Annotated in this window: 16 protein-coding genes and 2 tRNA genes; 14 read left to right on the forward strand and 4 right to left on the reverse strand. The window is 59.6% G+C overall.

All coding sequences use genetic code 11. The annotated features are described in order from the left end of the window. Positions 1-34: 34 nt before the first annotated feature. Together RGM3321_RS23600 and RGM3321_RS23605 are read left to right on the forward strand one after the other, a co-directional pair. The gene (locus RGM3321_RS23600; RefSeq protein ID WP_002551824.1) at positions 35-1327 is read left to right on the forward strand and encodes an adenylosuccinate synthase; all 1293 of its coding nucleotides are present in this window, start codon (positions 35-37) and stop codon (positions 1325-1327) included. Between the two features lie 171 nt (positions 1328-1498). Next, positions 1499-3433 (forward strand): methyl-accepting chemotaxis protein, encoded by a 1935-nt coding sequence (locus RGM3321_RS23605; protein ID WP_244395051.1) that lies wholly within the window; start codon positions 1499-1501, stop codon positions 3431-3433. Positions 3434-3538: 105 nt separating this feature from the next. Here the strand turns inward: RGM3321_RS23605 and RGM3321_RS23610 are convergent. Beyond that, positions 3539-3625, reverse strand: a tRNA-Leu gene (locus RGM3321_RS23610). A gap of 160 nt (positions 3626-3785) precedes the next feature. Next, a tRNA-Leu gene (locus RGM3321_RS23615) sits at positions 3786-3872 on the reverse strand. Between the two features lie 224 nt (positions 3873-4096). Between RGM3321_RS23615 and rnr the strand changes: the two genes are divergently transcribed. The 12 genes from rnr (at position 4097) to azu (ending at position 21675) form a co-directional block, all read left to right on the forward strand. Continuing rightward, positions 4097-6730, forward strand: coding sequence for a ribonuclease R (gene rnr / locus RGM3321_RS23620; RefSeq protein ID WP_244395052.1), 2634 nt, complete (start codon positions 4097-4099; stop codon positions 6728-6730). Further along, the gene (gene rlmB, locus RGM3321_RS23625; RefSeq protein ID WP_004666402.1) at positions 6727-7488 is read left to right on the forward strand and encodes a 23S rRNA (guanosine(2251)-2'-O)-methyltransferase RlmB; all 762 of its coding nucleotides are present in this window, start codon (positions 6727-6729) and stop codon (positions 7486-7488) included. Before rnr ends, rlmB begins: the two co-directional genes overlap by 4 nt. 213 nt (positions 7489-7701) lie before the next feature. Continuing rightward, positions 7702-8127, forward strand: a complete 426-nt coding sequence (gene rpsF / locus RGM3321_RS23630) for a 30S ribosomal protein S6 (RefSeq protein WP_002551828.1) — start codon at positions 7702-7704, stop codon at positions 8125-8127. Between the two features lie 28 nt (positions 8128-8155). Beyond that, positions 8156-8386, forward strand: coding sequence for a 30S ribosomal protein S18 (rpsR, locus tag RGM3321_RS23635; protein WP_002551829.1), 231 nt, complete (start codon positions 8156-8158; stop codon positions 8384-8386). 39 nt (positions 8387-8425) lie between these two features. Further along, a complete protein-coding gene (locus tag RGM3321_RS23640) occupies positions 8426-9322 on the forward strand; it encodes a hypothetical protein (protein ID WP_244395053.1) in 897 nt (298 codons plus the stop codon). Between the two features lie 19 nt (positions 9323-9341). Continuing rightward, positions 9342-9788 (forward strand): 50S ribosomal protein L9, encoded by a 447-nt coding sequence (rplI, locus tag RGM3321_RS23645; protein ID WP_003317208.1) that lies wholly within the window; start codon positions 9342-9344, stop codon positions 9786-9788. Positions 9789-9911: 123 nt separating this feature from the next. After that, positions 9912-11306 (forward strand): replicative DNA helicase, encoded by a 1395-nt coding sequence (dnaB, locus tag RGM3321_RS23650; RefSeq protein WP_002551832.1) that lies wholly within the window; start codon positions 9912-9914, stop codon positions 11304-11306. Positions 11307-11413: 107 nt separating this feature from the next. Beyond that, positions 11414-13723, forward strand: coding sequence for a YgiQ family radical SAM protein (locus RGM3321_RS23655; RefSeq protein WP_244395054.1), 2310 nt, complete (start codon positions 11414-11416; stop codon positions 13721-13723). A 595-nt stretch (positions 13724-14318) separates the two neighbouring features. Then, entirely contained in the window at positions 14319-17597 is a 3279-nt protein-coding gene (locus RGM3321_RS23660) for a transglutaminase family protein (RefSeq protein WP_244395055.1), read from the forward strand. Positions 17598-17686: 89 nt separating this feature from the next. Beyond that, on the forward strand, positions 17687-20182 hold the full coding sequence (locus tag RGM3321_RS23665) for a circularly permuted type 2 ATP-grasp protein (protein WP_244395056.1): 2496 nt from the start codon (positions 17687-17689) through the stop codon (positions 20180-20182). Next, complete coding sequence (locus RGM3321_RS23670; RefSeq protein WP_244395057.1) at positions 20182-21075, forward strand: transglutaminase family protein; 894 nt, start codon at positions 20182-20184, stop codon at positions 21073-21075. The genes RGM3321_RS23665 and RGM3321_RS23670 overlap by 1 nt, the downstream gene beginning before the upstream one ends. A gap of 153 nt (positions 21076-21228) precedes the next feature. Then, a complete protein-coding gene (azu, locus tag RGM3321_RS23675) occupies positions 21229-21675 on the forward strand; it encodes an azurin (protein ID WP_244395058.1) in 447 nt (148 codons plus the stop codon). 241 nt (positions 21676-21916) lie between these two features. On the opposite strand, the gene nadE is transcribed toward azu, so the two are convergent. Together nadE and pncB are read right to left on the reverse strand one after the other, a co-directional pair. Continuing rightward, positions 21917-22744, reverse strand: coding sequence for an ammonia-dependent NAD(+) synthetase (nadE, locus tag RGM3321_RS23680; RefSeq protein ID WP_004654655.1), 828 nt, complete (start codon positions 22742-22744; stop codon positions 21917-21919). Positions 22745-22770: 26 nt separating this feature from the next. After that, positions 22771-23994: a nicotinate phosphoribosyltransferase gene (pncB, locus tag RGM3321_RS23685; protein WP_244395059.1), complete on the reverse strand. Its 1224-nt coding sequence runs from the start codon at positions 23992-23994 to the stop codon at positions 22771-22773. Positions 23995-24015 lie beyond the last annotated feature (21 nt).

The raw sequence follows: 24015 nt of genomic DNA on the forward strand, positions 1-24015 counted from the left end.
CGGCACCAAGTTTGCGTGAATGAGGACAAGTGTTATGGGTAAGAATGTCGTAGTCCTGGGCACTCAATGGGGTGATGAGGGCAAAGGCAAGATCGTTGATCTGCTGACCGAACATGCTACCGCCGTAGTTCGCTATCAGGGTGGCCACAACGCCGGCCACACACTGGTGATCGACGGTGAGAAAACCGTATTGCACCTGATTCCGTCCGGTGTGCTGCGCGAAGGCGTGCAGTGCCTGATCGGTAACGGTGTAGTGGTTGCTCCCGACGCGCTCCTGCGCGAAATCATCAAGCTGGAAGAGAAAGGCATTCCGGTGCGTGAGCGTCTGCGCATCAGCCCGTCCTGCCCGCTGATCCTGTCGTACCACGTTGCACTGGACCAGGCGCGTGAGAAAGCCCGCGGCGAATTCAAGATCGGCACCACCGGTCGTGGTATCGGCCCGGCTTACGAAGACAAGGTTGCGCGTCGCGGTCTGCGCATTGGCGACCTGTTCCATCGCGAACGCTTCGCGGCCAAGCTGGGCGAGCTGCTCGACTACCACAACTTCGTGCTGGTCAATTACTACAAAGAGCCTGCCATCGACTTCCAGAAGACACTCGACGAGTGCATGGAATACGCCGATCTGCTCAAGCCGCTGATGCTCGACGTCACCGCTGCGCTGCATGAAATGCGTCGCGATGGCAAGGACATCATGTTCGAAGGTGCCCAGGGTTCGTTGCTGGACATCGACCACGGTACTTATCCGTACGTCACCAGCTCCAACACCACTGCGGGCGGTATCGCTACCGGTTCGGGTTTTGGTCCGATGTACCTGGATTACATTCTGGGCATCACCAAGGCTTACACCACGCGTGTGGGTTCGGGTCCGTTCCCGACCGAGCTGTTCGACGATGTCGGCGCTTTCCTGGCCAAGCGTGGTCACGAGTTCGGCGCTACCACCGGCCGCGCTCGTCGTTGCGGCTGGTTCGACGCCGTCATCCTGCGTCGCGCCATCGAAATCAACAGCATCTCTGGCCTGTGCCTGACCAAGCTGGACGTGCTCGACGGTCTGGAAACCATCAACATCTGTGTGGGCTACGAGAACGAAGAGGGTGCCGTCATCGACGCGCCTACCGACGCTGACAGCTATCTGGGCCTGCGTCCGGTCTACGAGCAGATGCCAGGCTGGAGCGAATCCACGCTGGGTGCCAAGACCCTCGAAGAGCTGCCTGCTGCCGCTCGCGCTTACATCAAGCGTGTTGAAGAACTGGTGGGTGCGCCTATCGACATCATTTCGACCGGTCCTGACCGCAACGAAACCATCGTGCTGCGTCACCCGTTCGGCTGATACGTCACCGCGCTGTACCAAGAGGGCCGCTTTTGCGGCCCTTTTTGTTTTCAGTGTCTGGTGGATTCAGCCCCGGCAAAAGTGAGACTTGTGTCACGGCACGGCGCTTGCTACAAAGATGACAGAAAAGTGCCATCATTTTAATGGCGCTGAGGGTGGAGGGATTCTCCTGTGTCTGCTGTCTTATCTCTGTTGCAAAGTCGTTTGCTGCGCCCGGTCTTCATCGCGCTGGGCATCGCCCTTTTGGTGCAGGTCGTGGTGGCGGTTGCGCTTACCCGGAGCACGGTCACCGCGCTTGAGACTGATCTCGCCAGTCGTCTCGGGGTAGATTCGCAACATCTTTCCTCAGAGCTGGAGTCGGCGAGTAGCGAAGTGACGTCGAGCCTCGATGCGTTGTCAGCCAGCACTCGTCAGCGCCTGAGTGTCGGGCTCTCTACCCGTCTGAAGGACGAGCAGGCTCAACTGCGTGCCACGCTGGAGAAAGACCTTCGCGAGTCCGCGACCGACATGGCTGAACTGCTCGCCGCCGTCGCTCCACGCGCCATGTGGGACAACGACACACCAACGCTTTCCGAATTCGCACGCCGTGCCCAGCGCAATCCCAATGTACTGTTCGTGGTTTATGACGACGCCGCAGGTGAGCACCTTACGCGTTATATGAACCGCGACAATCCGCTGGTCAAGGCCTTGCTGGCCAAGGGCGAAGGCGAGCGGGCGATGGACAAGGTCCTCAATGCGGCGAAAAACGATCCTTCCGTGTATTACGTCGAGGCATCCATCAGCCCTAACGGTGTGGAGATCGGCAAGGTGCGCATGGGTGTATCCACGGCAACGGTCGAAGAGAATCTTGCCGCCCTGGACAAGCGTTTTGCGACCCTCATCATCAGTGGTGAGCAGTTGGTGTCTGACAGCCTTGCCAGCGCCTCGAAAGACAGCTCGACTGCCTTGCGCACGCGTCTACAGTCCGCCCAGGCAGCGGGGGTGGCAATGACCGCCAACACGCGTGTGGCGGTTCAGGAAGCTGCTGAAACGCTGCGCTGGAGAATCGGCATGGGGCTGGCCCTGGTCGGCCTGGGTGTATTGCTGTTACTGGCGGTAGTACTCGGGCGCCGGGTCGTCAGCAAGCTGCATCTGCTGATCGCGGCACTCAATGACCTGGCGGCGGGCGAGGGTGATCTGACCAAGCGCGTCAAGCTGGACAGTAATGACGAGATTGGTGATATGTCGGCCGCGGTCAACCGCTTCATCGACAAGCTGCAACCTATCGTCCGCGAGGCAGGCGAGGTGGCGCAGCGCACCGGGCAGGAAATCGGTGTCATGAGCCAGCGTAACGCCGGCGCCGATGCGGCGGCCGAATTGCAGCGGGACGAAGTAGCGGCCAGCCTCAAAGCGCTGGAGCAGATGGCCGACGAGGCGCAGTCGGAAAGCCACGCGATGCAGGCAGCCCTGCGTCAGGTGATCGATATCAAGCAGGCAACCGATGAAAACACCCGCACGTCCAGTCAGGTTGGCGGGCTGATCGAAGCGCTGGCCGGGCAGGTCGAGACCGGTGCGCAAGTCATCGAGCGTCTGGCGCAGCAAAGTCAGCAGATAGAGGTGGTGTTGGAAGTCATTCATGGTATTGCCGAACAAACCAACTTGCTCGCACTCAACGCAGCCATTGAAGCCGCACGCGCGGGTGAAACGGGCAGGGGCTTTGCCGTGGTGGCTGACGAGGTGCGGGCGCTGGCCAGCAAGACGCAGAGTTCGACGGGTGATATTCAGGCGCACATCGTGGCCCTCCAGCGCGGCGCGAAAGAGGCGGTCGCCGCCATCGGCATCGCCGGACGCCAAGCCAAGGAAGGTCTGGAAGTACTGCGAGACAGTGCCAAACGCCAGCAGACCGTGCAGGCTTCCGTCGAGCAAGTGCACGCGGCCATCGGTCTGGCAACCAAGGCGGCTGTACATCAGGCTGAAGGCGCGCAGGCCGTTCGCGGTCGGGTCGAGGTGATTCACGCACAGGCCGAGAAAGCTGCCGAGGCGGTGGTCGAGACGACTGCTAGCGGCAAGGTACTCAGCGGGCTGGCTGCGCAGTTGAAGGCGAGCCTGGGGCAGTTTCGGGCTTGAGCATCATACAGCGCTGCAAATGTGGCGCTGCCATGCCTATGGGAGGGGAGCTTTTCTGAAGTCGGAAAGCACAAAACCGAGCCAGTGGCTCGGTTTTGTTTGAATTGGTGCCCAGAAGAAGACTCGAACTTCCACGACCTTGCGGTCACCAGCACCTGAAGCTGGCGTGTCTACCAATTTCACCATCTGGGCAGCATCAGCAGCGTCTCCGCCGTTGATGGGGCGCACTATACGGCGATCGTTTTACTCTGTAAACCCCTGTTTTGATTTAATAATCAAAACCCGAAAAAGCAAAAACCCGCTTTCGCGGGTTTTTGTGTGGCTTGAGACTGTTGTAGTCTGTTGCCTGAATTGGTGCCCAGAAGAAGACTCGAACTTCCACGACCTTGCGGTCACCAGCACCTGAAGCTGGCGTGTCTACCAATTTCACCATCTGGGCAGTATCAACAGGCATCGACCTGTCGATGGCGCGCACTATACGGAGCGCTTTTTAGGCTGTAAACCCCGACGATGAAAAAAAGTCGAAAAATTCGCGGGCGGTGTGTTTCGGGTGTTGCAGCGTGGTCAGGGAGGCTTTTTGTCGAGTGGTTTGAGCGTGAAATTTCCCGTTTCATGAGGTCTATGCCAAACTAACCCCTATATATACAAGGTGAAAACTATCTAATGGCCGATTGGCAGTCCCTCGATCCCGAGGCCGCTCGTGAAGCGGAAAAATACGAAAACCCTATTCCCAGCCGTGAGCTGATCTTGCAGCACCTTGCCGAGCGCGGTTCGCCGGCCAGTCGCGAGCAACTGGTCGAAGAGTTCGGCCTGACCACCGAAGATCAATTCGAGGCTCTGCGCCGCCGCCTTCGGGCGATGGAGCGTGACGCCCAGTTGATCTACACCCGTCGCGGCACTTATGCACCGGTAGACAAGCTTGACCTGATCCTGGGTCGCATCTCCGGGCACCGCGACGGCTTCGGCTTTCTGGTTCCAGACGACGGTTCCGATGACCTGTTCATGAGTCCGGCGCAAATGCGTCTGGTATTCGATGGTGACCGGGCGCTGGCGCGTGTTTCCGGCCTTGACCGTCGCGGTCGTCGCGAAGGCGTTATTGTCGAAGTCATCTCGCGTGCTCATGAAAGCATCGTTGGTCGCTACTTCGAAGAGAGCGGTATTGGTTTTGTTGTACCCGATAACCCGAAAATCCAACAGGAAGTGCTGGTAACGCCGGGCCGCAACAACAGTGCGAAGATCGGCCAGTTCGTCGAGGTGAAAATCACCCATTGGCCAACGCCGCGCTTCCAGCCGCAGGGTGATGTGGTCGAAGTGGTCGGCAACTACATGGCGCCGGGCATGGAAATCGATGTTGCGCTACGCACTTACGATATTCCGCACGTGTGGCCTGAGGCTGTACTCAAGGAAGCTGCGAAGCTCAAGCCGGAAGTCGAAGAGAAGGACAAGGAAAACCGCGTAGATCTGCGCCACCTGCCTTTCGTGACCATCGATGGTGAAGATGCTCGCGACTTCGATGACGCGGTTTATTGCGAAGCAAAGCCGGGCAAGCTGCGCTTGTTTTCCGGTGGCTGGAAGCTCTACGTGGCCATTGCCGACGTATCGAGCTACGTGAAAATCGGCTCGGCGCTGGATGCTGAATCCCAGGTTCGCGGCAACTCGGTGTACTTCCCTGAGCGTGTTGTACCGATGTTGCCTGAGCAGTTGTCCAACGGCCTGTGCTCGCTGAACCCGCATGTCGATCGTCTGGCCATGGTTTGCGAGATGACCATCTCCAAGACCGGCGAGATGACTGACTACGTATTCTACGAAGGCATCATCCACTCCCATGCTCGCTTGACCTACAACAAGGTCAGCACGATCCTGGAGCAGCCGAAAACGGCTGAAGCCAAAAGCCTTCGCGGCGAATACGGCGACGTGGTTCCGCACCTCAAGCAGCTTTACGCCATGTACAAGGTGTTGCTGGGCGCGCGTCACGTGCGCGGTGCTATCGATTTCGAAACTCAGGAAACCCGGATCATCTTCGGTTCCGAGCGCAAGATTGCCGAAATTCGTCCGACCACTCGCAACGATGCCCACAAGCTGATCGAAGAGTGCATGCTGGCCGCTAACGTGGCCACCGCGCAGTTCTTGAAGAAGCACGAAATCCCCGCGTTGTACCGCGTTCACGATGGCCCGCCGCCAGAGCGTCTGGAAAAACTGCGTGCATTCCTGGGCGAGCTGGGGCTGACGCTGCACAAAGGCAAGGAAGGTCCGACACCGAAGGATTATCAGGCGCTGCTTGAAACCGTTCGTGACCGTCCGGATTACCACCTGATTCAGACCGTGATGCTGCGTTCGTTGAGCCAGGCCGTTTACAGCTCTGACAACAACGGCCACTTCGGTCTCAATTACGAAGCGTATACGCACTTCACCTCGCCGATCCGTCGTTATCCGGATCTGCTGACGCACCGTGCGATTCGCAGCGTGATCCGCTCCAAGCAGGATACTCCGCACGTACGTCGTGCCGGTGCTGCAACAATTCCGAAGGCGCGTATCTATCCGTACGACGACGCGCTACTCGATCAGTTGGGCGAACAATGCTCGATGAGCGAGCGCCGTGCCGACGAGGCTACGCGCGACGTGGTCAACTGGCTCAAATGCGAATACATGAAAGATCGCGTGGGCGAGTCATTCCCGGGCGTGATCACGGCGGTAACCGGCTTTGGCCTGTTCGTCGAGCTGACTGACATCTACGTCGAAGGTCTGGTCCACGTCACGGCTCTGCCGGGTGATTACTACCATTTCGACCCCCTGCACCACCGCCTTGCCGGCGAGCGTACCGGACGTAATTTCCGTCTGGGCGACACCGTCGAAGTGCGTGTCATGCGTGTTGATCTGGATGAACGCAAGATCGACTTCGAGATTTCCGAAACCGCAGCGGCTGCAACGCCGGTTGGTCGCAAACGTCGTGGTCATGACACCGCGCCGCCTGCTGCCATCACAGCGGCGGAAAAGGAAAAGGCGCCTGCCAAGTCCGGCCGCCGTAGCGCTCCTGCCAAGGAGAGCAGTACCGAAGCGTATCGCCCGAGCGATGCAGCGGCGAAAAACGCAGAAGTGCGCAAAAGCCGCGAGCTGAAAAAAGCCCTTCTGGCAGACGCGAAGGGTGGTAGCAAGGCGTCGTCGGGAAAGCCTGACAGGTCGAGCTCTGCGCCTTCATCGGGCAAGCCGGCCAGCAAACACCGTAAAGGTCCGTCAAAAACGGGCTCCGCGCCAGCCGCGAAAAGCGGTGGCGCTCGTAAACCCAAGGCCAAGTCATGAGTCAGCTGGAAAAAATCTACGGCGTTCACGCCGTAGAAGCGTTACTTCGTCATCACCCGAAACGCGTCAAGCACATCTGGCTGGCCGAGGGTCGTAACGACCCTCGCGTTCAGACGCTGGTGGCGCTGGCGGGTGAGAATCGCGTGACCATTGGTCAGGCGGAGCGTCGCGAAATGGATGCCTGGGTCGAGGGCGTGCATCAAGGTGTGGTTGCCGATGTGAGCCCGAGTCAGGTCTGGGGCGAGGCAATGCTCGACGAGCTGCTGGACCGCAGCGAAGGTTCGCCGTTGCTGCTGGTGCTCGATGGCGTGACCGATCCGCATAACCTTGGCGCCTGCCTGCGTACCGCCGATGCGGCAGGTGCGCTGGCCGTGATCGTGCCCAAGGACAAGTCAGCAACCTTGACGCCAGCCGTGCGCAAAGTCGCCTGCGGTGCGGCAGAAGTCATCCCGCTGGTGGCTGTGACCAACCTGGCGCGCACACTGGAAAAGCTCCAGCAGCGCGGCTTGTGGGTTGTCGGCACGGCAGGCGAGGCCGAGGTCGAGTTGTATCAACAGGACCTGACCGGCCCGACCATCATCATCATGGGGGCGGAAGGCAAGGGCATGCGTCGCCTTACCCGCGAGCACTGCGACTACCTTGTGCGCCTGCCGATGGCGGGCAGCGTCAGCAGTCTCAATGTCTCGGTCGCGACCGGCGTTTGTCTGTTTGAAGCGCTGCGTCAGCGCAGTGTCAAGGCTGCCGGCAAAAAAGCCTGATTTCGGCGCTTGGCCAGAGTGAGCAGGTCGCGCCATGCGATCTGCTCATTAATTCACCAATTGCCTTGCGCCTCCCTCGACCCTTCTCTACAATTGCGCCCCTTGCTGTCACGGCAGGCGCGCATGTGCCTGTCCCTGAGCAAGACCAACAGTGTCATTCACTCCTTGTCTGACCGCTTTTGAGCGGCAGGCTACAACCCGTAAGGAGCATTCATGCGTCATTACGAAATTATCTTTTTGGTCCACCCGGATCAAAGCGAGCAAGTCGGCGGCATGGTAGAGCGTTACACCAAGCTGATCGAAGAAGACGGCGGCAAAATCCACCGTCTGGAAGATTGGGGTCGTCGTCAACTGGCTTACGCAATCAACAATGTTCACAAGGCTCACTACGTGATGCTGAACGTTGAGTGCACTGGCAAGGCTCTGGCCGAGCTGGAAGACAACTTCCGTTACAACGATGCTGTGATCCGTAACCTGGTCATCCGTCGCGACGAAGCCGTAACTGGCCAGTCCGAGATGCTCAAGGCTGAAGAGAACCGCAGTGAGCGCCGTGAGCGTCGTGACCGTCCTGAGCACTCCGACAGCGCCGATGGCGATGACGGCGACAACAGCGACGTTAGCGATAACGCTGACGAGTAATCCACGGACCTTTTGAGGAGCCAATTACATGGCACGTTTCTTCCGTCGTCGTAAATTCTGCCGCTTCACCGCTGAAGACGTCAAAGAGATCGATTACAAAGATCTCAACACTCTGAAAGCCTACGTATCCGAGACCGGCAAAATCGTTCCAAGCCGTATCACTGGTACCAAAGCACGTTATCAGCGTCAGCTGGCCACCGCTATCAAGCGTGCCCGCTTCCTGGCCCTGCTGGCCTACACCGACAGCCACGGCCGCTGAGACCAGGTAGTCGACAAAACGTAACAAAGGATAGAAAGCATGCGTGCCCTGGCTGAATTCATCATGCGCGGCCGTATGCAGGCCACTCTTGTAGTGGCTGGATGTGCGGCATTGCCGCTGTTGTTCTGGTTGAGTGCTGCCGCGGGTTGCCTTGTGCTCCTGCGACGCGGGTTCAGTGATGCCGTTGGTGTCCTGTCCTGGGCTCTGCTGCCGGCGTTGGTCTGGTGGTATTTCGGCGAACCTCGTACAGCCATGGTGCTGGTTGGTTCGCTGAGTTTGGCAATGGTTTTGCGTGCCAGCGAGTCCTGGGTCCGCGTGCTGCTGGTTAGCGTGGCGTTGGGTGTGGTGTATGCAGTAATTCTGGGCACGGTTTTTCGCGAACCTCTGGAAGCAATGTCGCAGGAGTTGCAAAAGCATCTGCCGACAATGCTGTCCGGGCTCTACGAGCAGTTGAACGTAGAAGAGCGAGCGCGTCTGGGGTCACTGATTGCACCCGTCCTGAATGGCCTGATAGCGGCTGTGCTGCAAATCGTCAGTGTGCTGTGCCTGATTCTTGGGCGGTACTGGCAAGCGCTGTTGTACAACCCCGGTGGTTTCGGGCGTGAATTTCGCGCTGTGAAACTCCCGCTGGTGCCTGCGCTGGCGCTGTTGGTGTGCATGCTGGTGGGGCCGAATTTCGGTCCGCAGATAGCAATGCTTACACCGCTGTGCAGCGTACCGCTGGTGTTTGCGGGGCTGGCTCTGATCCACGGTCTGGTTGCTGAAAAGCGGCTTTCCCGGTTCTGGCTGGTGGGGATGTACATAACGCTGCTGGTGTTCATGCAACTGATCTATCCGTTGCTCGTGGTAATTGCCATTGTCGACAGCCTGATTGATTTTCGCGGTCGCCGGATTTCGAAAGATTCCGGCAATGGTCCTGCGAACGGTGAAGGTTAAAAGTTAAGAGGATTTCCACATGCAACTGATCCTTCTGGAAAAAGTCGCCAACCTGGGCAACCTGGGCGACAAAGTAAACGTTAAGGCCGGCTACGGTCGTAACTACCTGCTGCCTTACGGCAAAGCAACCGCTGCAACCGCTGCCAACGTGGCTGCGTTTGAAGAGCGTCGTGCAGAGCTGGAAAAACTGGCTGCAGACAAGAAAGCATCTGCCGAAACTCGCGCTGCCCAACTGGCTGAGCTGGAAGTGACTATCACTGCCACCGCTGGTGACGAAGGCAAGCTGTTCGGTTCGATCGGTACACACGACATCGCTGATGCACTGACCGCCTCTGGCGTTGAAGTTGCAAAAAGCGAAGTTCGTCTGCCGAACGGCACTATCCGCAACGTTGGCGAATTCGACGTAGCCGTGCACCTGCACAGCGACGTAGAAGCGACCGTACGCGTTGTCGTAGTGGCTGCTTAAGCAATACGTAATCGTCTGGCGGCATTGCTGCCAGAGGATTAACATCGGGCACGATCCTGTTCACAGGTCGTGCCCTTTGTCTTTGTGCCATCCCCATTCTGCAAACCTCGAATTGAAGTGGCCATGAACGATATTTCCACCCCCGAGCAATACGATCTGCAAACCGCTGCCCTGAAGGTGCCGCCACATTCCATCGAGGCCGAACAGGCCGTGCTCGGTGGTTTGATGCTGGATAACAACGCCTGGGAGCGAGTGCTCGATCAAGTTTCCGATGGTGATTTCTATCGACATGACCACCGCCTGATATTCCGCGCTATCGCCCGCTTGGCCGACCAGAACAGCCCGATTGACGTGGTCACCCTGGCTGAACAGCTGGACAAGGAAGGGCAGACCTCGCAAGTAGGCGGCCTGGGCTATCTCAGTGAGCTGGCGAAAAACACACCTTCGGTCGCCAACATCAAGGCCTATGCGCAGATTGTCCGGGCCCGGGCCACATTGCGGCAATTGATCGGCATCAGTACCGAAATCGCCGACAGTGCGTTCAACCCGGAAGGCCGCACCGCCGAAGAAATTCTTGACGAGGCTGAACGGCAGATCTTCCAGATCGCCGAAGCGCGCCCCAAGACGGGCGGTCCGGTCAGCGTCAACGACCTGCTGACCAAGGCCATCGACCGTATCGATACCCTGTTCAACAGTGATAACGCCATTACCGGCCTGTCGACCGGGTATACCGACCTCGACGAAAAGACCAGCGGAATGCAGCCCGCTGACCTGATCATCGTTGCCGGACGTCCGTCGATGGGTAAAACCACGTTCGCCATGAACCTTGTCGAGAACGCGGTGCTGCGCAGTGACAAGGTGGTTCTGGTCTACTCGCTGGAGATGCCAGGTGAATCGCTGATCATGCGTATGTTGTCGTCGCTTGGGCGCATCGACCAGACCAAGGTGCGCGCGGGTCAGCTCGACGACGATGACTGGCCGCGGCTGACGTCTGCGGTCAACCTGCTCAATGATCGCAAGCTGTTCATCGATGACACCGCCGGTATCAGCCCGTCCGAAATGCGTGCGCGTACACGGCGGATCGTACGTGAGCACGGCGATATCGCCATGATCATGATCGACTACCTGCAGTTGATGCAGATCCCCGGATCGAGCGGTGACAACCGGACCAACGAAATTTCCGAGATTTCGCGCTCGCTGAAAGCGCTGGCCAAGGAATTCAACTGCCCGGTCATAGCCCTGTCGCAGCTCAACCGCTCCCTTGAGCAGCGGCCGAACAAGCGTCCGATCAACTCCGACCTCCGGGAATCCGGAGCGATCGAGCAGGACGCCGACGTGATCATGTTCGTCTACCGGGATGAGGTGTATCACCCGGAAACCGAGCATAAAGGCATCGCCGAGATCATCATCGGCAAGCAGCGTAACGGGCCGATCGGCACCACGCGCCTTGCATTCATCGGCAAATACACGCGTTTCGAGAACCTGGCACCGGGCAGTTACAACTTCGACGACGATTGATCCGGGTGCAGGCCAATCAAATCCGACCACTGTCGTCGGGTTTGATCAAAAAATGTGCTATATTCCGCGCCCGCGATTTTTCCAACGTGCAAACGTAGGTCCTGAACATGCAAGCAGCCAAGCCGTTATTTGACTATCCCAAGTACTGGGCCGAATGTTTCGGACCAGCACCTTTCCTGCCCATGAGCCGGGAAGAGATGGATCTGCTTGGCTGGGATTCCTGCGACATCATCATCGTTACCGGTGATGCGTACGTCGATCACCCGTCTTTCGGCATGGCAATCATCGGCCGTCTGCTTGAGTCCCAGGGCTTTCGGGTCGGGATCATTGCGCAGCCAAACTGGCAGTCCAAAGACGACTTCATGAAGCTCGGCGAGCCGAACCTGTTCTTCGGTGTCGCTGCAGGCAACATGGACTCGATGATCAACCGCTATACCGCGGACAAGAAAATTCGCTCCGATGACGCTTACACCCCTGGCGGCATGGCCGGCAAGCGTCCGGATCGCGCGAGTCTGGTCTACAGCCAGCGCTGCAAGGAAGCTTACAAGCATGTGCCTATCGTACTGGGCGGCATCGAAGCTTCCCTGCGTCGTATTGCCCACTATGACTACTGGCAGGACAAGGTTCGCAACTCGATCCTGATCGACGCCTGCGCCGATATCCTGCTGTACGGCAACGCCGAGCGTGCGATTGTCGAAGTCGCCCAGCGCCTGTCCTACGGCCACAAGATCGAAGACATCACCGACGTGCGCGGCACTGCGTTCATTCGTCGCGACACGCCGCAGGGCTGGTACGAAGTCGATTCCACGCGTATTGACCGCCCGGGCAAGGTCGACAAGATCATCAACCCGTACGTCAACACCCAGGACACGCAGGCCTGCGCCATCGAGCAGGAAAAAGGCAACGTCGAGGACCCCAACGAAGCCAAGGTGGTGCAGATTCTTGCCAGCCCGCGCATGACCCGGGACAAGACGGTCATCCGCTTGCCATCGGTGGAAAAGGTCCGCAACGACGCCGTGCTGTATGCCCACGCCAACCGCGTCTTGCACCTTGAAACCAACCCGGGCAACGCCCGTGCGCTGGTGCAGAAGCATGGAGAGGTCGACGTCTGGTTCAACCCGCCGCCCATTCCGATGACCACTGAAGAAATGGACTACGTGTTTGGCATGCCTTACGCGCGCGTCCCGCATCCTGCGTACGGCAAGGAAAAGATCCCTGCCTACGACATGATTCGTTTCTCGGTGAACATCATGCGTGGCTGCTTCGGCGGCTGCACCTTCTGCTCGATCACCGAGCACGAAGGACGGATCATTCAGAACCGCTCCGAAGAGTCGATCATTCGCGAAATCGAAGAGATCCGCGACAAGGTGCCAGGCTTTACCGGGGTCATTTCCGACCTGGGCGGGCCGACCGCGAACATGTATCGCATCGCCTGCAAAAGCCCGGAGATCGAGTCGGCCTGCCGCAAGCCGTCCTGCGTATTCCCGGGTATCTGCCCGAACCTGAATACCGATCACTCGTCGCTGATCCAGCTGTATCGCAGCGCGCGCGCCTTGCCGGGCGTGAAAAAGATCCTGATCGCCTCTGGCCTGCGCTACGACCTCGCGGTCGAGTCGCCGGAGTACGTCAAGGAACTGGTCACGCACCACGTCGGTGGTTACCTGAAGATCGCCCCGGAACACACCGAGGAAGGTCCGCTCAACCAGATGATGAAGCCGGGCATTGGCAGCTATGACAAGTTCAAGCGCATGTTCGAGAAGTACACCAAGGAAGCCGGCAAGGAGCAGTACCTGATTCCTTACTTCATCGCCGCCCACCCGGGCACCACCGATGAAGACATGATGAACCTGGCGTTGTGGCTCAAGGGCAATGGTTTCCGTGCGGACCAGGTGCAGGCGTTCTACCCGTCGCCGATGGCCACGGCCACGGCCATGTACCACTCGGGCAAGAACCCGCTGCGCAAGGTCACCTACAAGAGCGATGCGGTCACCATCGTGAAGAGCGAAGCGCAACGTCGTCTGCACAAGGCTTTCCTGCGCTATCACGATCCGAAAGGCTGGCCGATGCTGCGTGAGGCACTGGAACGCATGGGCCGTGCCGATCTGATCGGGCCGGGCAAGGATCAACTGATTCCGTTGCATCAGCCGGCTACCGACAGCTATCAGAGTGCGCGCCGCAAGAACTCGACGCCGGCGGGCAGCCACAAGGTTGCGAAAACTGCCAAGACCACGCTGATCCAGACCCAGCACACCGGCCTGCCGCCGCGTGGCAGCGATGGCAGCAAGCCCTGGGACAAGCGCGAAGAGGCCAAGGCCGCCGCAATGGCGCGCAACAAGCAGGCCGCCAAGGAACGCATGGATGCAGCCAAAGGCAAAGGCACCAAACCGCCCAAGCGCAAGCCGGTGGTGCCACGCTAACTTGGGGTATCAGGGCGGACGCAGAGCGTCCGGAACTGCATGTCCATACATAGGTTCTGAAGGCCGCTGAATAGCGGGCTTCTGCCCGGGACCGGCAGCAAGGCGAACGCAGAGCGTCCAGTACTGCATGTCTATACATGGGTTCTGAAGGCCGCTGAATAGCGAGCTTCTGCCCAGAGGGCGTGGGAGCGAACTTGTTCGCGATCTGCCGGGGACCGGCAGTAAGGCGGACGCAGAGCGCCCAGAACGGCATGCCGACGCAGAGCGTCGCACGATACTCGAGATCATAGTTCCTCACGCTCCAGCGTGGGAATGCCGTTCGTGACGCTCCGCGTCACACCACTTGCGCCATGCAGCTCTGTCCATCAACGCCACATACCCACGCCGCTCACAATTCTTCACCCCCCACTCATTCCCTCTGCCACACTGTCTGCCTTATTAGCGTGCAACCCTTGCACCGCTGGCTTCGGCCGGCACGATTTTGGTGCTGCGCCCGTTCAGGCGGGGAGTTCCAATCTCGTTGGCGCACGACTTTGACCGGATGGCATAAGTCTTGCGCGGCTCAATCACCGTTCAGGCTCGCAGGAGGCACGCCGTGTCGATTCATATTGCCTTGCACCATGTCACGCACTATCGCTACGAACGCGCGGTCGAACTGGGTCCTCAGATCGTTCGCCTGCGCCCGGCCGCCCATAGCCGCACACGCGTGCTGTCGTATTCGCTGAAAGTCCTGCCTGAAAACCACTTCATCAACTGGCAGCAGGACCCTCAAGGCAATTACCTCGCGCGTCTGGTCTTCCCGGAAAAGACCAAAGAGTTTCGCGTCGAGGTCGACTTGGTCGCCGAGATGGCGGTGTTCAATCCGTTCGACTTCTTTCTGGAGCCTTACGCCGAGAACATCCCCTTCACGTATGCCAGCGAAGAGCAGCGCGAACTGGCGCCGTACCTGGAAAAACTGCCGCTGACGCCGAGGTTCAAAGCCTACCTGGACAGCATCAGTCGCGAGCCGATACCCGCCATCGACTTTCTGGTCGGCCTCAACCAGCGCCTGAGTCAGGATGTCGCTTACCTGATCCGCATGGAACCGGGTGTGCAGACCCCGGAATTCACCCTGGAAAACGCTTCAGGTTCTTGCCGTGACTCCGCGTGGCTGCTGGTGCAGCTGTTGCGCCATCTGGGCATGGCGGCGCGATTTGTATCGGGCTATCTCATTCAGCTCAAGGCCGATGTCGAGGCGCTCGATGGGCCGTCGGGTACGGATGTCGACTTCACCGACCTGCACGCCTGGTGCGAGGTTTACTTGCCGGGTGCTGGCTGGGTCGGGCTTGACGCTACTTCCGGCCTCTTTGCAGGCGAAGGGCATATTCCGCTGGCGTGCAGCCCGGAGCCGTCTTCCGCAGCGCCGATCAGCGGTCTGGTCGAGCCGTGCGAAACCGATTTCAGCCACGAAATGTCGGTCGAGCGTATCTGGGAGGCGCCGCGCGTCACCAAGCCTTACACCGAGGCGCAATGGCAGGACATCCAGGCCCTGGGCCGACAGATCGACGCCGATCTGCTGCGCGATGATGTGCGCCTAACGATGGGTGGTGAGCCGACCTTCGTGTCCATCGACGATCGCGATGGCGCCGAATGGAACACCGCCGCGCTGGGACCGCGCAAGCGTGAGCTGTCTGCCGAGCTGTTCCAGCGCATGCGCGGGCATTACGCGCCGCTGGGCATCGTGCATTTCGGGCAGGGAAAATGGTATCCGGGTGAGCAGTTGCCGCGCTGGTCGCTGAACTGCTTCTGGCGCAAGGACGGCCAGCCGGTGTGGCGCAATAATGCACTGATCGCCGATGAAACCCGCGACTACGGCGCTACCGGCGAACTGGCGGGGCGTTTTCTGGCCAGCGTTGCCGAGCGTCTGAAGCTGCCGGCCCGCTTCGTTTTCCCGGCTTACGAAGACAATTTCTACTACTTGTGGCGCGAAGGCGCGTTGCCGGTCAACGTGACTGCCGAAGACTCGCGGCTGGGTGATGAGCTGGAGCGCGCGCGTCTGCGCAAGGTCTTCGCTCAGGGACTAGACAAGATGATCGGTCAGGTCCTGCCGCTGGCCCGCAACGCGGACGGTGACAGCTGGCAGAGTGGCCGCTGGTACCTGCGTGACGAGCATTGCCGTCTGGTGCCGGGCGATTCTGCGCTGGGCTATCGATTGCCGCTGGCGTCACAGCCTTGGGTCAAGGCGGCGGAATACCCGTTCATTCACCCGACCGACCATAACCAGGACTTCCCCGAGCTGGCCGACAGCGACTCGTTGACCTCGGCGCTCAAGTCCACAGACACGGACGCCGAGCGCGCGCCGAAGATCGATGAGTCGGCCGACTGGCTGACCCGCACGGCGTTGTGTGCCGAAGCGCGCGAAGGGCGGCTGTACCTGTTCATGCCGCCGCTGCAAAAGCTTGAGGAATACCTTGAACTGGTGGCCTTGATCGAAGCGACCGCCGAAGAACTGCAATGCCCGATTCTGCTGGAAGGCTACGAGCCTCCGAGCGATCCGCGTCTGTGTAACTTCCGGATTACCCCGGACCCTGGTGTGATCGAGGTCAACGTGCAGCCGTCCGCCAGTTGGGACGAGTTGGTCGAGCGCACCGAGTTTCTTTACGAGCAGGCGCGTCTCACACGCCTGACCACAGAGAAATTCATGATCGACGGCCGCCACACCGGCACAGGCGGCGGCAACCACTTCGTGCTGGGCGGCGCGACACCGGCGGACTCGCCGTTTTTGCGTCGCCCAGACCTGCTGCGCAGCCTGATCAGCTATTGGCACAACCATCCTTCGCTGTCGTACCTGTTTTCCGGTCTGTTCATCGGCCCGACGTCCCAGGCGCCGCGTATCGATGAGGCGCGCAACGACTCGCTTTATGAAATGGAAATCGCCTTCGCGCAGATGCCGGAGCCTGGTGAAGAAGTCGCTCCGTGGATCGTGGACCGTCTGTTGCGCAACCTGTTGATTGACGTCACCGGCAATACCCATCGCGCCGAATTCTGCATCGACAAGCTGTACTCGCCCGATGGTGCAACCGGACGTCTTGGCCTGCTGGAGCTGCGTGCCTTCGAGATGCCGCCGCATGCGCGCATGAGCCTGGCGCAGCAGTTGCTGCTACGGGCACTGGTGGCGCGCTTCTGGCGTGAGCCCTATGCACCGGCCAAGCTGGCACGCTGGGGTACGCAATTGCATGATCGCTTCATGCTGCCGCACTTCATCGAGCAGGATTTCGCCGATGTGGTCGCCGACCTCAACGCGGCAGGCTACCCGGTGCAGGCCGACTGGTTCTCTGCGCATTTGGAGTTTCGCTTTCCGAACGTGGGTGATTACGCCGTCAATGGCATCGAGCTGGAACTGCGGCAGGCGCTGGAGCCCTGGCACGTTCTGGGTGAAGAGGGCTCGGCCGGTGGCGCGGTGCGCTATGTCGATTCGTCGCTGGAGCGTCTTCAGGTGCATCTCAGCGGGTTGCCACCGCAGCGTTACGTGTTGACCTGCAACGGCGTCGCGGTGCCTTTGCAGCCCACCGGACGGGTAGGCGAGTTCGTCGCGGGTGTGCGTTATCGCGCCTGGCAACCGGCCAACTGCCTGCAACCGACCATCGGCGTCCATGCGCCACTGGTTTTTGACCTGGTCGACACCTGGATGCACCGCTCGCTGGGCGGCTGCGCGTATCATGTCGCCCACCCGGGCGGCCGCAATTACGAAACCTTGCCGGTCAACGCCAACGAAGCGGAAAGCCGTCGCCTGTCACGTTTCTTCCGCATCGGTCATACCCCGGGCAAACTGGACGTTCCGTCGCTCAACATTAGCGACGAGCTGCCGATGACGCTGGATATGCGTCTGCATTAGAAAAACAGTGGCTCTGTGCGTCAGATGCACACGGACGTGACATCTGACTGCACTAATCTGAAGTCCTTACGTTGCCTGCCGAGCCTTCCATGCCCGACCTGCTTGACCATTACCCGCTGTCCGAGGGTACTTACCACGAAATGCTCGATGCCGACGGTGCCGTTCGCCCGCACTGGCGTCGTCTGTACGAACACATGCAACGCAGCACCTCGGCGCAGCTGATCCAGCGCCAGGCCTTGCTGACCCGGCAGATCCAGGAAAACGGTGTCACCTACAACGTTTACGCCGACCCAAAAGGCGCGGATCGCCCATGGGAGCTGGACCTGTTGCCGCACATCATTGCGGCGGATGAGTGGCAGCATGTGGCGGCAGGGATTGCCCAGCGTGCGCGACTGCTCAACGCGGTGCTGGCGGACCTTTATGGCCCGCAGACGCTGATCGCCAACGGCTTGCTGCCCGCTGAGCTGGTATTCGGTCATAACAACTTTCTGTGGCCGTGTCAGGGAGTAAAACCTCCCGAAGGCACGTTCCTGCATATGTACGCTGTCGATCTGGCACGCACCCCCGATGGGCGCTGGTGGGTGACTGCCGACCGCACACAGGCGCCTTCGGGGGCCGGTTATGCACTGGAAAATCGCCAGAGCGTTGCGCGTGCCTTGCCGGAAACCTATCGCGACCTGCAGGTCCGGCACCTCTCGGGTTTTTTCGACGCGTTGCAACAGACGCTTGCCCGACAGGCGCCGACCAGCAGCGAGGCGCCACTGGTGGTGCTGCTGACGCCCGGGCGTTTCAACGAAAGTTACTTCGAACATTTGTATCTTGCACGGCAGTTGGGTTATCCACTGGTCGAGGGCGGCGATCTGACCGTACGCGATGCCACTGTTTACCTGAAAACCCTCAGCGGTCTGCGTCGGGTTCACGCGATCATGCGCCGTCTGGACGATGACTTCTGTGATCCTCTGGAATTACGTACCGATTCTGCACTCGGTGTGCCGGGGCTGCTGGAGGCCGTGCGTCAGGGCAATGTGCTGGTCGCCAACGCATTGGGCAGTGGTGTTCTGGAGTCGCCTGGCCTGCTGGGCTTTTTGCCGAAAATCAGTCAGTACCTGTTCGGCGAAGATCTGATCCTGCCATCGGTTGCAACCTGGTGGTGCGGAGAGCCGCCCGTGCTGGCGCAAGCGCTGGAGAAACTGCCTGATCTGTTGATCAAACCTGCATTTCCTTCGCAGCACTTCGCCCCGGTGTTCGGTCGCGACTTGAATGAGGAGCAGCGCAACGCACTTGCCCAGCGCATGCAGTCGCGCCCCTATGCCTACGTTGCTCAGGAGCTGGCGCAGTTGTCTCATGCACCGGTGCTGCAGGCCGATGGCACCGGTTTGCAGCCGCGTGCCATCGGTATGCGCGTATACGCAGTGGCCAGCCTCGACGGCTATCGCGTACTGCCGGGCGGCCTGACCCGAGTGGCCGCCGAAGCCGATGCCGACGTGGTATCGATGCAGCGCGGCGGCGCGAGCAAGGACACCTGGGTGCTGGGCGAACGCTCGCACCTTGGCGAGCCCTGGAAGGGGCAGCGCACGCTGGGTGTCTATGACCTGATTCGCCGTGACCCTTACCTGCCGTCGCGGGTGGTGGAGAACCTGTTCTGGTTCGGACGTTACTGCGAACGTTGCGATGACAGTGCTCGTCTGCTGCGCATCATGTTGACGCGCTATGTCGATGACGACGATCCCCTCGCGTTGCAGGCGGCTGTCGCGCTGGCCGAGAGCCTGGGCATGCTGCCCGAAGCCGAGGAGGGCGAAGAATTGAAGGATCGCCTGCTGGTTGCTCTGCTGGGTGACGAGTGGCCGTTCAGCCTGCGCGCCAATTTGCAGCGTTTGCAGTGGGCCGCTTCGCAAGTGCGCGGCAAGCTCTCACGGGAAAACTGGCAGGCGCTGGTCGAATTGCAGCGCGAAGCCTCGAGCCTGGAAACCGAAGAGCCGGATTTTGGCGAACTGCTGGATTTCCTCAACCGGCTGGTGATGTCTCTGGCAGCGCTTTCCGGTTTTGCGCTGGATGACATGACCCGCGACGAAGGCTGGAGCTTTTTGATGATCGGGCGACGTATCGAGCGCCTGAAGTTTCTCAGCACCAGTCTGGCGGCGTTTTTGCGCGGCTCGGCAGTCTCGGAGAAAGCCGGGCTGGAGTGGTTGCTGGAACTGGGCAACAGCAGCATCACTTATCGTTCGCGGTACATGGCCGTGCCGCATCTGATTCCGGTGTTGGACCTGTTGCTGCTTGATGAACAGAACCCGCATGCGGTGCTGTTTCAACTCAAGCTGGTGCAACGCTCGCTGCGCCGCCTGAACGACGAGTTTGAGGCGCCGCGCGACAGCAGCCTGGCGGTGCTGGCTCAGCGTCTCGCCGCATTCGACCTTGGCAGCCTGGAGAACCCGCTTTTCGGTCAGAGCAGCATCGACGCTGTCCTCGATGGGCTGGCCGATCTGCTGCAGAGCATTGGCGACAGCAGTGGGCAGGCCTCCGACCGCCTGGCGCTGCGCCATTTTGCCCACGTCGATGACGTCAGCCAACGCACGGTATCTGTCTGATGAGCGCCTTCTACCAGATTTTTCATGACACGCATTACAAGTACGACAGCCCGGTTTCGCTGGCCCAGCAACTGGCGCATCTCTGGCCGCGTAGCAGCCCGTGGCAGCGTTGTACCGAGCAGGCACTCGAGATTTTTCCGGAGCCTACCACGCGCCGTGATGAGCTGGATGTGTTCGGCAACCCGCTGACCCGACTGGCGTTCGAGCGTCCGCACGACGAGTTGCAAGTCAATGCGCGGTTGCGTATCGAGGTCATGGAGAAGCCGTTTCTGGACTTCAATCTGTCGCCGGAATGGGAAGTGACCCGCAGTGCACTGACTTACAGTGCGAAGCCGATGACCGAGGACATTCTTGAGGCCTGTCGTTATCGCTTCGAATCACCCTACGTACACTTGAAGCGTTCGTTCGTCGAGTTTTCTCAAGAGTGTTTCCCGCCGGGACGCCCATTGTTGCTGGGCGTACAGGCCTTGATGGAAAAGATTTTTGACGAATTCACCTTCGATGACGAGGCGACTCAGGTCGCCACGCCCTTGATGGAAGTGCTGGAGCGGCGACGGGGTGTGTGTCAGGACTTCGCCCACTTGATGCTGGCGTGCCTGCGCTCTCGAGGTCTGGCGGCGCGCTACGTCAGTGGTTATCTGCTCACCCAGCCACCACCAGGCCAGCCCCGGCTGATCGGTGCCGATGCCTCGCATGCCTGGGTATCGGTGTTCTGTCCGGCCTCTGGCTGGGTTGACTTTGACCCCACCAACAATGTGCAACCTGCGCTGGAGCACATCAGCCTGGCCTGGGGGCGTGATTTCTCCGACGTATCGCCTTTGCGCGGCGTGATTCTGGGCGGTGGCACGCATGATCCCGATGTTCGGGTGACGGTAATGCCGGTCAGTGCCTAATTACCTGTCTCTGTGAATCGTTATTCAGTGGGGCGCTCCGTCGCGAGCGCCCGAAGGACCATTTGACGCACGTCCTTGGAACCCCGGCCCTGATCGGGCACTCTCTTCTTACGTTAGTTATAACGTTAATCAAGTCCTGCCCTGGAGATTCAAATGATTCGCAAGCTTGTAGCGATTTCGCTGTTGTCGTTGGCCAGTAGCCAGTTGCTGGCTGCCGAGTGTTCAGCCACAGTCGATTCGACCGATCAGATGATGTACGACACCAAAGCCATTGAGATCGACAAGAGCTGCAAGGAATTCACCGTCAACTTGACTCACTCCGGCAGTCTGCCGAAGAACGTCATGGGCCATAACTGGGTGCTGAGCAAGAAGTCCGATACCCAGGCAATCGTTACCGACGGCATGGCGGCGGGCATCGATAAAGAATATTTGAAGCCGGACGACAGCCGCGTCATCGCCCACACTAAAGTCATTGGCGCTGGCGAAAGTAGTTCGGTGACGTTTGACGTGTCCAAACTGGACCCTGCCGGGGAATATCAATTCTTCTGCACATTCCCCGGGCACATCAGCATGATGAAAGGCGCTGTGACCCTGAAGTAACGACACGCCCCCGAACGAGGACGCGGAGCGTCCAGAACGGCATGCCGACGCGGAGCGTCGCACGATAGTTGAGATTATCGTTCCGCACGCTCCAGCGTGGGAATGCCGTGGGTGACGCTCCGCGTCACAGAACTGTGCCACGCCGCACATTCAGAAGCGGACGCAGAGCGTCCAGAAAGGCGTACCCACGCGGAGCATGGGCACAATAGTGTTGCTGCTCTCTCGTTCCGCACGCACACACTCAAGGCGCGTACGGCAATTCGCGTTTGTGCTGGGTCTTGGCGTAAGTTTCGCAGATGATCTTGAAGGCCTCTTCACGCACCGGTTCACCGTGCAGGAAAGCGTCGATTTCGGCGTACGTCACGCCGTGCGAGGCTTCGTCCGGTTTGCCGGGGGACAGGTCTTCCAGGTCCGCCGTCGGTACTTTCTCGACCAGTGATTCCGGTGCGCCGAAATGGCGGGCGATGGCGCGTACCTGGTTTTTCACCAGGCCGCTCAACGGTGCCAGATCGCATGCGCCGTCGCCGAACTTGGTGAAGAAGCCCATCACCGCTTCGGCAGCGTGGTCAGTACCGATCACCAGCCCCTGATAAGCGCCGGCGACAGTGTACTGCGCGACCATGCGCATACGCGCCTTGGTGTTGCCGAGGACGAAATCCACCGAGCTGGCCGGCAGCCCATCGAACGCCTTCACCTCGGCAGCCAGCGCCTTGACGCTGCTACCGATGTTGATGGTATGGCGCTCGTCCGGTTCGATGAAGTCGACCGAAGCCTGAGCCTCGTGCTCATCGGCTTGCACGACATAGGGCAAGCGCACGGCGATAAAGCGGTAGCTGTTATCACCTGTACTCGCGCGCAATTCTTTGACTGCGCGTTGTGCGAGCAATCCCGCAGTCAATGAGTCGACTCCGCCACTGATGCCTAGCACCAAGGTCTTGAGCCGCGCGTTCTGCAGACACTCCTTGATGAAGCTGACGCGGCGGGCGACTTCTGCCTGCAACGCGTTCTGGTCCGCGAAAGGTGGCTGGACCTTAAGCTGTTCAGCAATCTGGCGCTGTACGGCGTGCATGATTCACTCCTCGTAAGTAGGACAATTCAAGCTGGTTTTTCTGGGCTCGGCAAATCCGGCACCTTGAACACATGCCGCAGGTAGGCGACAAAGTTCGGGTCCTTGCACTGCGTCTTGCCGGGCTCGTCGGAAATCTTTGCCACAGCCTGACCGGCGCATGCGGTCATTTTCAGCACCATATTCATGGGCGCGATGCCGGGTATGTCGGCGGTCAGGTTGGTGCCGATACCGAAGCTGACATTGATACGTCCGCGCAATGCCCGGAAGATATCGAGCGCCTTGGGCAGGTTCAGCCCGTCGGAAAACACCAGCGTCTTGCTCATCGGGTCGATACCGAGCTTCTGGTAATGCGAGATGCATTTTTCGGCCCACTTCACCGGGTCGCCCGAATCATGGCGTAAACCGTCGAACAGTTTGGCGAAGTACAGATCGAAGTCATTCAGGAACGCGTCAGTGGTGATGCAGTCTGTCAGTGCGATACCCAACAGGCCGCGGTACTCGCGGACCCAGCAATCAAGCGCGGCAATCTGGCTGTCGATCAGGCGCGGTCCCAGTTGTTGGTGGGCCATGATCCATTCGTGAGCCATTGTGCCCAGTGGTTTCAGGTCAAGCTGACGCGCCAGATGAACGTTGCTGGTGCCGACAAACTGGCCTGGGAAGTCGTTTTTCAGGACGCCAAGCATTTCTTCCTGCACGCGATAGGAAAAACGCCTGCGCGTGCCGAAGTCCGCCACTTTCAATTCGGCCAGTTCATCGGCGGTGGCGTGGGTGGTCAGCCATTCGAACTTGTCATACAGACGATCCCGCGCCTGACTGAGCAGGGTGTCAGGATAGCGATACCGGTTGCGCACCTCGCTGACGATCGCCAGCAGTGGCACTTCGAACAGAATGACGTGCAGCCAGGGGCCGTGCAGACGAATGCACAGCTCATCGTTTTCGATGCTGGTTTTAACATAGCGGGTGTTAAAGCGGAACAGTCCCAGAAACCTCAGAAAGTCCGGTTTTATGAACGTGATGCGCTCCAGAAAAGCCAAGTGTTCCGGGCTCAGGGACAGCTCGCACAGCAACTCGATCTGGTGTCTGATCTCGTCCAGATAGGGGCGAAGATCCTCCCCGTTGCGGCACCGAAACTCCCACTCAACGTCGACGTTAGGGTAGTTGTGCAGCACCGCTTGCATCATGGTCAGTTTGTAGAAATCGGTGTCGAGCAGGCTTTGCACGATACGATTTGAAAAGGCGCTCTCGCTCATTGAATCGGGCTCTCCAGAGCA

It is taken from the genome of Pseudomonas sp. RGM 3321, assembly GCF_022836805.1.
In the GTDB taxonomy this organism is placed as follows: domain Bacteria; phylum Pseudomonadota; class Gammaproteobacteria; order Pseudomonadales; family Pseudomonadaceae; genus Aquipseudomonas.